This is a genomic window from Paenibacillus sp. FSL R5-0475 (assembly GCF_038004585.1).
In the GTDB taxonomy this organism is placed as follows: domain Bacteria; phylum Bacillota; class Bacilli; order Paenibacillales; family Paenibacillaceae; genus Paenibacillus_AQ.
Genome location: NZ_JBBORK010000001.1, coordinates 4,745,159 through 4,758,333, shown reverse-complemented (window position 1 = coordinate 4,758,333; position 13,175 = coordinate 4,745,159). Strand labels below are relative to the sequence as shown.

Annotated in this window: 12 protein-coding genes; all 12 read left to right on the top strand. The window is 39.2% G+C overall.

What is annotated here, in order from left to right:
- Positions 1–4: 4 nt before the first annotated feature.
- The 12 genes from MKX41_RS21275 (at position 5) to MKX41_RS21220 (ending at position 13,135) form a co-directional block, all read left to right on the top strand.
- A complete protein-coding gene (locus MKX41_RS21275; RefSeq protein WP_340972969.1) occupies positions 5–1,795 on the top strand; it encodes a TnsD family Tn7-like transposition protein in 1,791 nt (596 codons plus the stop codon).
- Positions 1,783–2,166, top strand: a complete 384-nt coding sequence (locus tag MKX41_RS21270; RefSeq protein WP_340972967.1) for a hypothetical protein — start codon at positions 1,783–1,785, stop codon at positions 2,164–2,166. Before MKX41_RS21275 ends, MKX41_RS21270 begins: the two co-directional genes overlap by 13 nt.
- Before the next feature lie 156 nt (positions 2,167–2,322).
- On the top strand, positions 2,323–3,396 hold the full coding sequence (locus MKX41_RS21265; RefSeq protein ID WP_340972965.1) for a Tn7-like element transposition protein TnsE: 1,074 nt from the start codon (positions 2,323–2,325) through the stop codon (positions 3,394–3,396).
- A 116-nt stretch (positions 3,397–3,512) separates the two neighbouring features.
- On the top strand, positions 3,513–5,387 hold the full coding sequence (locus tag MKX41_RS21260; RefSeq protein ID WP_340972963.1) for an SLOG domain-containing protein: 1,875 nt from the start codon (positions 3,513–3,515) through the stop codon (positions 5,385–5,387).
- 116 nt (positions 5,388–5,503) lie between these two features.
- Positions 5,504–5,785, top strand: coding sequence for a hypothetical protein (locus MKX41_RS21255; protein WP_340972961.1), 282 nt, complete (start codon positions 5,504–5,506; stop codon positions 5,783–5,785).
- 64 nt (positions 5,786–5,849) lie between these two features.
- Positions 5,850–6,086 (top strand): hypothetical protein, encoded by a 237-nt coding sequence (locus MKX41_RS21250; protein WP_340972959.1) that lies wholly within the window; start codon positions 5,850–5,852, stop codon positions 6,084–6,086.
- 96 nt (positions 6,087–6,182) lie between these two features.
- Positions 6,183–7,640, top strand: a complete 1,458-nt coding sequence (locus tag MKX41_RS21245; protein WP_340972957.1) for an SIR2 family protein — start codon at positions 6,183–6,185, stop codon at positions 7,638–7,640.
- Between the two features lie 30 nt (positions 7,641–7,670).
- Positions 7,671–8,345 (top strand): TIR domain-containing protein, encoded by a 675-nt coding sequence (locus MKX41_RS21240; RefSeq protein ID WP_340972955.1) that lies wholly within the window; start codon positions 7,671–7,673, stop codon positions 8,343–8,345.
- A gap of 303 nt (positions 8,346–8,648) precedes the next feature.
- Positions 8,649–9,656, top strand: coding sequence for a toll/interleukin-1 receptor domain-containing protein (locus tag MKX41_RS21235; protein ID WP_340972953.1), 1,008 nt, complete (start codon positions 8,649–8,651; stop codon positions 9,654–9,656).
- Between the two features lie 260 nt (positions 9,657–9,916).
- A complete protein-coding gene (locus MKX41_RS21230; protein WP_076285549.1) occupies positions 9,917–10,288 on the top strand; it encodes an iron chaperone in 372 nt (123 codons plus the stop codon).
- A gap of 277 nt (positions 10,289–10,565) precedes the next feature.
- Complete coding sequence (locus tag MKX41_RS21225; RefSeq protein WP_340972952.1) at positions 10,566–12,335, top strand: sensor histidine kinase; 1,770 nt, start codon at positions 10,566–10,568, stop codon at positions 12,333–12,335.
- The gene (locus tag MKX41_RS21220) at positions 12,332–13,135 is read left to right on the top strand and encodes a response regulator transcription factor (RefSeq protein ID WP_042192060.1); all 804 of its coding nucleotides are present in this window, start codon (positions 12,332–12,334) and stop codon (positions 13,133–13,135) included. The genes MKX41_RS21225 and MKX41_RS21220 overlap by 4 nt, the downstream gene beginning before the upstream one ends.
- The last annotated feature ends 40 nt before the right edge of the window (positions 13,136–13,175 follow it).

The following is a 13,175-nucleotide window of genomic DNA, read 5'->3' as shown; positions in this document are numbered from 1 at the left end:
AAGTATGGATATGTATGGCGGTATGCCTCTCCCTTACCCGGATGAGTTACTCTATAGCGTGATTACTAGATTTCACCTGCGGATGAACAACTCCAGCCCAAAATGGACATTCCGGGAATTATTCGGTACAGATCATGTTATTCCTACATTGGATCTTCCCAGTCATCTCGATAATCTATCCCCGAGAAGCCAGATCATGGGTATAACATCGGATCAATGGATTGACGAGCATACGTTATATTCATACTACGCCCCCTTTCTTCCGCAGAGTCGGAGCCGACAATTAAAACAGATGATGAAGAGCAATGACGGTTCAGGGATTCATACGCTGGTTGGTATTACAGCGAGTTCCATGGAGCGGAACGGTGAATTGCACTTCTGCCCCTCATGTTATGAAGAAGATATCCAGCGATTTGGCGAGCCTTACTGGCACCGTGTGCACCAGGCTGTCGGGGTCATGGTTTGTCCAGAACATCGTATTGTGCTTCACAGAGTAACACATCCTGTTTCAGATCGGCACGGTTTAACGGTGTTGCCTATCGCAAGACACTTATTTCAATCCCATCCATTGGTATTGCCTGTTCCAGAAAGGACTCACCTACGATTGCTTGAAATTGCTCAGGATGTTCAGTTGTTGCTTAGCGTTGGTCACTCACTTCATCTATACGATTCCAGAGACTCTCTATTACATAGATTAAGTGAACAAGGCTTTTTGACCCCATCCAATCGAATTCGGCAGCGCGAGCTTGAGATGAAATTGAGTTCTCATTATGGCAAAGAAATGCTGGAGTTCCTGAACTGTCAGACCTATGGAAATGATTACTCCTGGCTGGCAGTGTCTACAAGGAAAGCTCGTAGAGCCGTTCACCCTTTAAGACGATTGTTGCTTATACGTCTCCTCTTTGGTTCTTTCAGTAGCTTCCTGGAGCAAAAAAATACGAGCCATTCTCCCTTTGGTAAAGGCCCGTGGCCATGTCTAAATAAGGCTGCAGATCATTACAGAGAGCCATGTATAACTCACTTGAAAATTACACGTTGTTCAGACACTGGAAGACCGGTAGGCACATTCAATTGTAGCTGCGGGTTCTGTTATTCGAGAAGAGGCCCGGATCAGAGCACAGAGGAGCGTTACCGCATCGGCCGCATTAAAGCCTTTGGACCTGTCTGGAAGAATCAACTAGTGGCTTATATGGACAAGGGTTTATCGTACCGAGCTGCCGCCGAGAAGCTTGGCGTGGATACAAATACCGTCATTAAGTACACACGGCTTAATCCGGAACATGAGAGCTTCAGCAATGAAGTGATCTTATCGTCTGCGTCTCCCCTAACAATAAAAAAGGGAACTTCCAAAAAGAAATGTAATGCGCATAATGCACGCTACATTCGTGTTGACTGGGAGAAGCGCGACCTCGAATTGAGCTGGGAGGTTGAAGAGGCATGCAATAATATGCTTGCGGATCGGGGAATGAAGCTTGTTCGAATTACATATGCCTCAATTGGCAAACGTATTGGAAAGCTTGCATTAATTGAAAAGCATAAAGATAAGCTTCCGATCACGATGGCTATATTATCGAACCGTCTCGAAACAGTTGATCAATTTAAAATACGCAGGATCGGATGGGTTGCAGAACATATGCATGATGAGTTTCCCATTAAACGATGGAAATTAATCAGAAAGGCCGGAATGCGACCAGGTTATTCTAGTGCGGTATCTGAGGCGCTTGATTATTATAGCGGTCAAGGATTACATAACTTGAACTTTGCAGATAGGGTGGCGACGCAGTGGCTTCAGTAGAATTCAGTCCTTGGCCTTTTGAAGAAAATGAGGATGTTGAACTGATTTGGTTCGGATCGCCGTACACAGATTATAAAGGTGACTGGAGAATTCGAGTTGCCTTTAGAAGAGCACGAGGTGAGGTTAAAGTCCTGTCTCGAGCCTGGGGCGCAATCCCTCTATTACGAATCGGCCAAATATATACCAAGGGTGTGCTTAATCAAGTCCGTCCAATGAGCGGATCGTCTTATACATTCACCATACCTTCACTTGGTCAGGGGAAGTTGGTAAATGGATTTCAATTACCTAAGCGTCTCATCGACTTTGGAAAGAATCCGGAGTTAGGAACGCAAAACATTATTCAGTATACAGTGGGTAATATATCGGTTTGAATTCCTGTTATCGAGCTTATTAGAGCAATGTTCATTAACTCTCGGCTAATGGCATATTCGCTGATGCAGCCACATGGTTTAGAACAACTTATTGAACGATGTGAATTTGAAAATCAAATACTTCAATTTCATTTAGGAACCCGGGTACCTAATACAATGGCTAATGAGAGTAATGCCCGTCATATGTCATGGATCTATCTAGACCCCCAAATGAATACCATGTGGAATTCCGTTTATCAAAGATTGTTCAGTAGAGCAATAGCCGAATCTCCTACTAATCCTAAGAAGGTATTTAGAAAGGGAACTCCTCTTGATGTAGAGCTCCCGTCTACCGGTCCAATCGAGCTGATGGTAAGAGGCGATCAGTTCATCAATATGGTTTTGGTGAAAGAAATTATGGGGTTTGCTGGCTTTACACATCCGGCCAACGAAATTGACTTCTGGCATCACTCCAAAAAGCGGCAGGAATCAGTCTTTGGAGACAGGAGGTTAAGGATACCCGATCAATCCAAGAACGACGACGTTATAATTAATGATAACAGTGAACATGCAAAAGAAGATACAAATCAGGATGTGATTGAAGCACCTCCTACTTTTATGAAATTTATTAACCACCCGATCGTGAGAACTCAAAAGAAAAGTGTAAAGCAAACGCATGCAGGAGACGATGTGGTCGTTAATACAGGTAGAGGCGGTAAAAGTCTGGACCAACCCAGACAGGTCAGTGTTCAAGATTCAATCGTGGGTGGCGATACCCCGCCCATTGATTTTCAAACTTTAGAGATGGTCCCAATTTCTGAAGCTATTGGTCTAGAAGATTTTTTCAAAATGATAGCATTGCTGAAGGAAATGACTTTGTATTCTATTCGAATGTCTATAGTTCGAATTCCACCTGGCAAGCGGTTTTCAATATGTCCGAATGGTGCGCGCCGGACCTGTGCAATTGTTCAAGTATCAAATAGTATGTTTACAAAGTACATACTGGAGGTTGCGCGGCCGGATGATTGGTCGATCTCTACGCTTGTAATAGAACCGTTGCAAGATATTACTCTAAAGGTAATGGAATATGAGATAAAGCACCTAATGGATGGATTAGTTCAGAAAAATGGTCATTGGGATAGGTATTTATTGGACAACTTTATCAGGTTAAATGTTGAGAAGGTAAAGCACTATCAGAACGATACAATTAGAGATTGGGTACATAGAATTGTGGCAAAGCTTCAACAATGAAGAACTATTCAATTATTTCGGAATTATGGTACAATATACCTAGGAAATTATGGTTCTTAAGATTGTGTAAGTTGCGTTTGCTAGAGTTTTAAGATTTATATTACCAGAGGTGTTTTATGCGAGTTTATATTATAAAACCAGTACTTACATTAGGGTCAGATGAGCAAGCTCATAAATTTTATGGATTTTGTTTGGATGAATTAAATAGGCATGCTGAGACTAGAGTAATTCAAAACGATATGAACTTAATTCAATCTACGGGTCAGCCTACAGAGAGAGATATCGTCATTTTTTTTAATCGTGCTGATAATAACTACTCTGCAGTATTTGATAAGTTTCTTAGCGAAGGGGTGCATTCTGGCGTAAAGTTCTATCCCGTTTCAATATCTTCTGTACATCGAGTGCCTCCTAGATGTATACCCGATCCGCAAAGCTATGATGTTAAGGAAGCTATTGAGCGACGAAATCTAACTAATTCACAGCTAGAGACAATTGCAATAGCTGTTGCTAGAGATGCTATCTCTATTTTACAACCTACATTAACAAGAAGAAACATGTCTTTATTTTTAAGCCATCGGAGGTCCGATGGTGAAGAGGTTGCAGGTGGATTTTATGATGCTTTATGTTTAAGAGCCCAAAATCGTTTTCGCGATTTAAGTGATATTCTTGTTGGAGATAAGGCACAAGACGTAATAGAAAACAATCTTCGTAAGAGTGATGCTGTAATTTTTTTAGATACTCCTCAAAGTGGCGACTCAGAATGGATTGAACTGGAATTGAAAATGGCGTTGTCAATGAACCTGCCTATAGTATGGGTAAAACTAGGCGAAGAGAGTGGACGTGTGAATCTGAGAGTAAAGCCTGCAGAGTCTCCACACTTTTGGCTCAAATTTATTGATTTGAGTTTGAGAGAAATGGATCAGAATCTAGTTGATTCTGTAATACATAAAGCTTTTGAAATATCACGTGAGAAGTCAATGAGTATTTTTGGACATTTGCAAAGAATGAGAGAATTGGACAGGGAGGGTAAAATATCTCTGGAATTAATAAACGAGCAGTCTTATATGTACGAGGTGAAGATACCTAGAAATGGGTTTCGTTATATTCAACGCCCAATGACTCATCTTATTAGCTTCTACGGAAGAATTCCAAGAGATGATGACAGATTTTCCTTTAACCATTCAATTATTGAACAGGGATATTCAAAACATCCAAGGTTAGGACATGTATATGATGCAGCTATAATGCTTGCTCCTATGGCTTCACAAAATAATCAAGATTTAATAGAAGAACCCCATTTTATTGATTCTTGTGATGAATACATCTCCAGTTTAGAGATTTACTCTAGAGGGAGATTATTGTTAAGTCAAAAAAAGGGTTTGATAATATCAGGGGCATTTCCAGACTGTGAGCCGGAATACCAGCAACTATTGTGGAGTGCTCTCTGTGCGTTCATCCAAACAATATTAGATAGGAATGGAAATGTGATTTTTGGAGCCCATCCAACATTTCAACAAGTCATATTTGATATTGCTAAGCTACGTCGTCCTAATGATTATATACAAGCGATTCACATGTTTATCTCAAAGTACTTTGTTACTCAAGCAACTATTGATGAAGTATCGTCTCATGCAGTTGTGACAGGAACTGAAAACGTAGAAAATGATCGAGGAAAGAGTTTATCAACAATGAGAAAAGCAATGATTAATCATGAAACAGCCGTATGTATGATCGTATTAGGTGGAAAAACTCGACGGCCTGGATTATCACCAGGTATTGATGAAGAAATAGAGCTGGCTAAAGCCGCTGGTCTCCCAGTATTTCTTGTAGGCTCCGTAGGAGGAAGATCCGCTGAAATTGCAGCAGAGTTTCAGGACACTGCATGGCAAAATAAACTCAATCCTATGTCTATAGAGTTTAACCAAGAACTCATGGTTAGCCCGAACTACGCTACGTTAGCTAATAAATTACTAGATGCTTTAGGAATTTAATTATTTCTTTTGAGGCGCATTGGTAAGAAAGAGCTCATGCTATCATGGCAATAGTCCTTCAGGATAAGCGAAAGCTTCTTCATTTCAGAGATTAATCATTCAGGTGGGTGAAATTGGTGGCCTTATTTAACAAGAGAGATCTCATAGCCAGAGCGGATTCTGAATTGTTGAAGAGTTTTTCATCAAAAAGTGCTTCAACAATATTAGAAAGTGCAGCACTTCAATATGATAGGTATTATGACATTTTTCTTTCGCATAGTTTTTCAGATGCTAAGGTTATATTAGGCTTGAAAAAAGAAATTGAAGACATGGGCTTTTCTGTCTATGTGGATTGGATTGAAGATAAGCAACTAAATCGTTCAAATGTTTCAAAAGAAAACAGCAGAAATACTACGTAAACGAATGGTTAATTGTAAATCTTTATTTTTTGCAACATCAGACAACTCTTCGGATTCTATTTGGATGACTTGGGAATTAGGCTATTTTGACGGCATCAAAGGGAAGGTTGCAATCTTACCAATAACTGATCAAGTTAATAATCGGAATAGCTACTTAGGACAAGAGTATCTTGGATTATATAGCTATGTAACTAAAGATTATACTATGGATGGGAAGCTACAACTTTGGATACAAGATTCTCATGAGGTTTACATTAACTTCCCTTCATGGCTAGAAGGTACTAAACCTTTCAAGCGTTAAAAATAATCTAATAATATTGAAGAGGACCTAATTTTACTAAGGCATGGCTATCAATTTTATATTTAGCTATGCCTAATTATTTTGGAGGAGAAATAAATGTCGACGCATAAAGAAGTTTTGATACGAGAATACCTTAAAGCTCTTCACGAAGAAAATGCAGCTCTTTTTGCTGGGGCCGGCCTTTCCGCAGCATCAGGCTTTGTTAACTGGAAGGGATTGTTAAAGGAAGCAGCTGAAGAACTGGGACTTGATATTGAAATCGAAACAGATCTAATCTCATTAGCACAGTACTTCTTTAATAAAAACGGAAGGCAAAGACTTTCTCAATTGGTTATCGATAATTTTTCAGCGCAAGCGCAATTAAATAAAAATCATCGTATTCTGGCGCAGCTCCCCATAAATACATATTGGACAACTAATTATGACCGGCTAATTGAACGATCATTAATTGAAGCCGGTAAAAATCCGGACGTTAAAATTAAACAAAATGATTTTGCTCTTTTAAAACCTAGACGAGATGCAATTGTATACAAAATGCATGGAGATATTGAAAGAGCTGACGAGACAGTACTGATAAAAGACGAGTACGAAACATTTCACGAGAAAAATCAGCTGTTTTCAATTGGTCTTAAGGGAGAGTTGATTTCAAAAACCTTTTTATTTATAGGATATAGCTTTGAAGATCCAGATTTAGAGTATATATTAAGCCGAATACGAGTATTGTCGGGACAAGACGGTAGAAACCACTATTGTTTTTTTAGGAAGGTCAATCGAAATGAGTATAATTTTCTTTCTCAAGAAGAAGGCGATGAGAGGTTTAAATATGATTTGATTAAACAGGAATTGAAATGTGCAGATTTAGAAAGATATCACATTAAAGCTGTTTTAGTAGATGAATACGATGATATTACTGATATTTTACAGGAGATTTTACAACGTTATAGTCGTTCCAAGATTCTCTTATCGGGAAGTGCGGTTGAATATAGTCAGTTTGTAAGTGATGAGAATGATGCTCAAAGATTCATTCATACTTTAAGTCAAGAAATGGTGAAGTCTGGATTCAAAATTGCTTCAGGATTTGGCACAGGGGTAGGAAGTGCGGCTATAAACGGGGCTTTAGATTATATATACTCCACCAATACGAGGAAAATTGATGATTATTTAATGTTGAGACCATTCCCGCAATTTGCAACTAACGGAATGGACATACAAGACTTGTGGGACAGATACAGAAAAGATTTTATATCAGATGTGGGATGTGCTGTATTCTTATTTGGTAATAAAGTTGTAGGTAATCAATTGGTTAATGCAGATGGCGTTAGAAAAGAATTTGAAATCGCTATTTCTCATGGGGTAAAGGTTATTCCAGTTGGTGCTACCGGTTATATGAGTAAGATTTTATGGGATGAAGTTATGGATAATTTCGGTAAATATTATGGTGATTTTCTGCAATTGAAACCAGACTTTGAGTTCATTGGGATTGCAACAAATAATCATAATGAAATAATCAAAAGAATTTTAAAAATTATTAATACTCTGAGGATGGGTAGATAGAAGTTTTATTGAAAATAAGGGGGAATCTAAATGGGAAGAAAGATTTTTATTTCTTATAAATATTCCGATAGCAGTGTTTATCCACTTAATAATAACTATTTCACAACTGTAAGAAATTACGTTGATGAGCTTCAAAGTAAACTCAAAGATGATGATCATATTAATAAAGGTGAAGCAGACGGAGAGGATCTTAGCGAGTTTAAAGATGAAACTATTTGGACAAAGCTAAAGGATAAAATTTTTGATAGTAGTATTACCATTGTGTTTATTTCAAAAAATATGAAAAGTATGTTTTCAAGTGATGCTGACCAGTGGATTCCTTGGGAGATTTCCTATTCATTGAAAGAACTTTCGAAAAATGGAAGAACAAGCGGAGCTAATGCATTGCTAGCTGTTGTTTTACCAGACCAATCTAATAGTTATGAATACTATCTTCAGGATAACTCGTGTCCTTACTGTAATTGTAGAACGTTAAAAACCCATACTTTATTTACAATCTTGAAGGAAAATATGTTCAATATAAAATCCCCAAATTATAGTGATTGTACTAACCATAGCGATGTAAATAAAGTATATACAGGAGAATCTTCATATATAAGATCTGTTAAGTGGAAGGATTTTATTGATGATATCGAAAGTTATTTGCAGATAGCTTATGGCATTAATGAAAACATAAATTCATATAATATTCGAAAAAGTGTATAACAGGGGACTGGGAATATTAAGTTGTGCGAGGTATCAGGATTATGGCTGGTGTAGCTCAAAGAAAATATACTGGAGAAACTAACGGATTAACAATAACATAATTCAAATATTGAGATACATATATGGTATATTTCCTTATAACAACGCTGTAACCGTATGAATGGGATGAACTAAATAATTGTTAAAACAATAAACTCTACTGAGTCTGATTGGGTTGATTTTGGATTAGACTGTTTTAACAATCTAGGAAAATCAATATTTATATCAGGTGAGAAGATATACTATTTACAGGACTTGATTATAATGCTGAGAATGAAACTGTTCAATGAAATCGGAGTGATTGACATTAAAATTCACGAGTATGAGAAAGGCTTAGTGTGGGATGAAAATGATGAATTTATTGATCAAGAATGGGGAGAATTAAAAGAGAAAGTAAAGAACACACACGGTGGAATAGGTATCATAGCAGCTGATTTTGATGAGTTGTTGAGGTTTTGGGAATTACATCAACTTTCACAACCAGAACGTAGACGAACTCATTTTGCAAAATTAGTTGAGAATGCTCAGGCAGATGAGGATATTGAATTATTATCCGAAATACTATCAATTATTTTAATTAAACCATGGAGAACAAATTTACAAGCGGGTTGGTTCATATACTACCTAAGAAAAGGAAAAAACCTTGAGTTTTTTGATGTTGATCGTGCCTGTAGAGTTCTTAATGAGTTATGGGATATTCATGAATATGCTACGAAAGTGCTCATATTTACACTGGAGAGTTTCATATGGGAAGATACTTTGATTAGTGAATTGTTGAATGAGTCAAAAATATTGCGTAAAGAACTTAGACATATGTTAATTCCGGCGAAAGTATTTATCTCTTATTCAAGAATTGATAAAAATATTACATCTCAATTGCGTAGTAAACTTGATAAACATGGGATAAAGGTATGGATGGATACAGAAGAGATACTACCTGGAGAAAAATGGAAACAAGAAATTAGGAATGCTCTTGAAATATCAGAATTTGTTATTGTGTGTTTCTCCAAAAAATCCATTAATAATACTGAGGGTTATTTTTATGATGAATTAAAAATAATAAGAGAGATAATGCATTCAAGTAGTCAAAGTGCATTGTTTTGTATTCCTATTGCAATAGATGACTTTGATAGAAAAATAACACCAAGTGGATTTAAAGAGAATCATATTTTAGATTTACAAGAGGACATCGATATTACTGTAAATAAGATAAGAGATACGATTATTAAATTCAGAAGTACAGCTATTGTAGATGTAGAATCCTCAGTCTAATACTTTATTTTCTCGAAAATAGTGGATAGTTATTACATTATCTTATTCAGTCTAAAACTTATTTCTCAATACCTGACGATTTTGTAACCAAAAAACCCCGTCAAATCAACAACTTCAGTCTAATACTTTATTTTCTTCTAACAATAGTACCGTTATAAAAAGTTGCACCCTATCACCCCGTTGGATATGATTATCTAACGGGGTGTTTTTTTGTAACTACGCCTGAACAAAAGGCGATTCTGAGGTTAGGAGTGATCGACATGGAGGTTTTTGCAGACTATTTAGCGCAAATTGATAACCCGCAGCATCGGGAGCGAATGGAAGAGGTGTTGGCTTGGGTAACTAAGAAATTCACAGATTTAAAACCAAAAATTGCGTGGAATCAGCCTATGTTCACTGATCACGACACCTATATTATTGGCTTTAGCGTATCCAAACAACATATGGCTGTTGCGCCTGAAATCGCAGGAATTAATCATTTCTCAGATGCAATTGTACAGGCAGGCTATGATCACACCAAGCAGTTGTTACGGATCCGATGGGATAGTCCGGTTGATTTCTCATTACTTGAGAAAATGATCGAGTTTAACATTATGGACAAGGCAGATTGTTCAACTTTTTGGCGAAAATAAAAAATTAGTTAGCCTCGATGATGAATACATCATCGGGATTTTTTTAATTAGGAGTAAGACACTCCTACATAAAAGGTTGCTAGAGATGGAGCTAATTACCCCGTCTGTCGGTATTGGGGGCGAAAATATTAGTTCTTTTTGTCGAATCCATAATTCTTTCTTAGCGGATCATTAGCAAACATGCTAATATAATGACTGAAAAGGTTGAAAGCCCTTACTTTTTTACGCATAGGGGCGATCATCTCATGTTCACATGATAAAGAGGGGAAGAGAATGCATGCGGCGGATACTGTCGATGTTAAAGTTAAATACGCTGCGAAATCAAATGTTGCTCGGTTTCCTCGCCGTCATGCTCATCATTCTGACGTTCGTTGGAGGGATTACGTTCCATTCAGTCTCGACGCTACTCAAGAATAATGCGGAGAAGCATATTCAGCAAACCGCGATTCAGGCTAACGGCCGTTTGGAAAGCGTTCTCGAACAGATTAATTCTCTGACGACGCTGGTCTCGACTAACGATTATATCCAGCAACTTCTTTTACGCGATATAGAGGGTCATCCCGCTACCTTTACGGAACGGCAAGCGCTGCCATCTATTATCAATCTGGTCCAAATCTACACGGACGGCATCAAATCTGTTGAGCTTTATAATAAAGACGGAGTGAGGCTGTATCCTCTCGACGGCAGCACCCTTAGAGATAAGGTACCCGAAGATTGGATCGAAATGGCGACGAGAAAGGAAGGTAGTCTCGTTTGGTTCGGTATTGATCCGCTCGATCCTACATCGCTTGTGGCGATTCGACAGATCAGCCTTATTGATCGGCATTTCACAACTGGAGGGTATTTACTCATTCGCTCAGACCGAGATAAGTTTGCACTTAAAGACTCTTTATCCGGGGAAGGGGACGGAGAAACAGTATTACTTCTCGCTCCTGATGGGCAGTTCATCACGTCTAACGATGACAGTATTTCACAAAAGACAGCAGCAAAGCTGGTGGAGGAATCCGACGATCAGAATGTTTCCATCGGCAAACGATCCTTTATCGTTGTCAAACAGCGGTCTTCCGTGACAGGATGGACGCTACTCATCTTAACCCCGGTTAACGTCATCACCAAGGGGATTTCGGTCTTGCGGACGACCATTGTCGTATCGGCTTTGATGGGTACCTTACTGTTCACCCTGCTTTCTTTTTTCCTATCTATACTTATTACCAGACCTGTGTTCAGGTTGATCAAAGCTATGAGAAGTACCCGTCTAGGCATCCTGAAGCCTATCGAGAATGTATCGTCCACTATGGAAATTCAGGAACTGAATTATTCCTATAACAAAATGGTTGATAATATCAACGAGCTGATCCAGTTGGTTTATGAGAAGGAGTTATCCCGGAGTCATACGGAGTTGAAGGCACTTCAAGCGCAGATTAATCCGCATTTTTTGTTCAATACCCTAGATGTTCTGTACTGGTCACTGTTGGATAGGGATGAAGATCAACTGGCAGAGTATGTTGTCGCCATGTCTGATTTATTCCGCTATACGATCACCGGCTCGAGTAAAGGGGGATGGGTGAAGTTACAGGATGAGCTGGAGCATGTAAAGCGATATTTGCTTATTATGAAGATGCGATTTGAAGATCGCTTGGAGTGGGAAATTGAGGCTCCTCCTGAATTTTCGAATGTGGAGTTACCCCGACTGTTGCTGCAGCCCCTTGTAGAGAATGCCGTATTGCATGGGGTCGAGAGCAAGATTGAACCGGGATGGATAAAGCTAACGGTTGCTGGAGATGAAGAATGGGTCACCATTACGGTGGAAGATGACGGGATGGGAATGGACGAGGAGATGCTGAGCTCTCTTGTGGAAGGGCTGGATAGCGGAAAGGTATCTTCTTCAAAAGATTCCGGTGTCGGAATCGCTAATGTGCATAGAAGGCTTCAACTATTTTTTTCGAGAGAGAATGAGCAGGGTGCGGCAATGACCATCGATAGCCAAAAAGGTCAAGGCACCCGTATAAACATCAAAATTCCTGTTCGAGGAGACAAAATGTCATGAGAAGCCGAACAATTCTTATTGTCGACGATGAACCGAGATCTAGAGAAGGAATGAAGAAAATACTAGAGGTGTGGGCAGCCGGTCATTATGAAATCCTTACGGCAAGCAATGGGATCTCGGCTATTGAAATTTTGGAGGAAATACCAGTGGAGCTCATGATATCGGATATCCGCATGCCGGGAATCAGTGGTCTTTCTTTAGTTAGTCAAATAAGGGATAAAAAAATACAGCGTCAGCCATCCGTTATTCTCATCTCCGGTCATGCCGAGTTCGAGTATGCTCAGCAAGCGATTCAGTTGTCCGTAGTTGAATATTTGCTCAAGCCAGCCAGCCGGGAAAAGCTAATCGCATCTGTGGAGAATGCCCTGAAGGCAGGGGAGGAGCAGGAACATATCGGCTTCATGCGGAAGATGGCCGATCCACAATTAATGGCCATAAGAGATGAAGATGCCGCATTAAGCGATCCGGTCCGTCAGGCGATAGACTATGTGGAAATGCATATAGAAGAGGCGATCAGCCTGCAGGAAGTAGCCGGACTTGTTCATCTGAACGGGAGCTATTTCAGTTCTCTTTTCAAGGAGCAATGCCAGATGAATTTCAGCGAATACGTCGCCCGTAGAAAATTGCAGAAAGCGAAGGAATTACTGCTGAAAACGAATCTGCCTATAGCGGAAATTGCCAGCCTTACGGGTTACCAGACGGTTAAATATTTCAACAAGCTGTTCAAGGAATACGAAAGAATGAGTCCAGGGCAGTATCGTTCTTCCATGAGGAATGGTATAGAAGCGAATATCCAATAACGGCTCGGCAAGGGGGGGATATCTACGAAAAGGATCGGAT

Bases quoted from the DNA above. Each gene is read 5' to 3' on its own strand.
- MKX41_RS21260 (WP_340972963.1), top strand. From the start codon at position 3,513: ATGCGAGTTTATATTATAAAACCAGTACTTACATTAGGGTCAGATGAG.
- MKX41_RS21230 (WP_076285549.1), top strand. From the start codon at position 9,917: ATGGAGGTTTTTGCAGACTATTTAGCGCAAATTGATAACCCGCAGCAT.
- MKX41_RS21240 (WP_340972955.1), top strand. From the start codon at position 7,671: ATGGGAAGAAAGATTTTTATTTCTTATAAATATTCCGATAGCAGTGTT.
- MKX41_RS21235 (WP_340972953.1), top strand. From the start codon at position 8,649: ATGCTGAGAATGAAACTGTTCAATGAAATCGGAGTGATTGACATTAAA.
- MKX41_RS21245 (WP_340972957.1), top strand. From the start codon at position 6,183: ATGTCGACGCATAAAGAAGTTTTGATACGAGAATACCTTAAAGCTCTT.
- MKX41_RS21220 (WP_042192060.1), top strand. From the start codon at position 12,332: ATGAGAAGCCGAACAATTCTTATTGTCGACGATGAACCGAGATCTAGA.
- MKX41_RS21250 (WP_340972959.1), top strand. From the start codon at position 5,850: ATGACTTGGGAATTAGGCTATTTTGACGGCATCAAAGGGAAGGTTGCA.
- MKX41_RS21225 (WP_340972952.1), top strand. From the start codon at position 10,566: ATGCGGCGGATACTGTCGATGTTAAAGTTAAATACGCTGCGAAATCAA.
- MKX41_RS21275 (WP_340972969.1), top strand. From the start codon at position 5: ATGGATATGTATGGCGGTATGCCTCTCCCTTACCCGGATGAGTTACTC.
- MKX41_RS21265 (WP_340972965.1), top strand. From the start codon at position 2,323: ATGGCTAATGAGAGTAATGCCCGTCATATGTCATGGATCTATCTAGAC.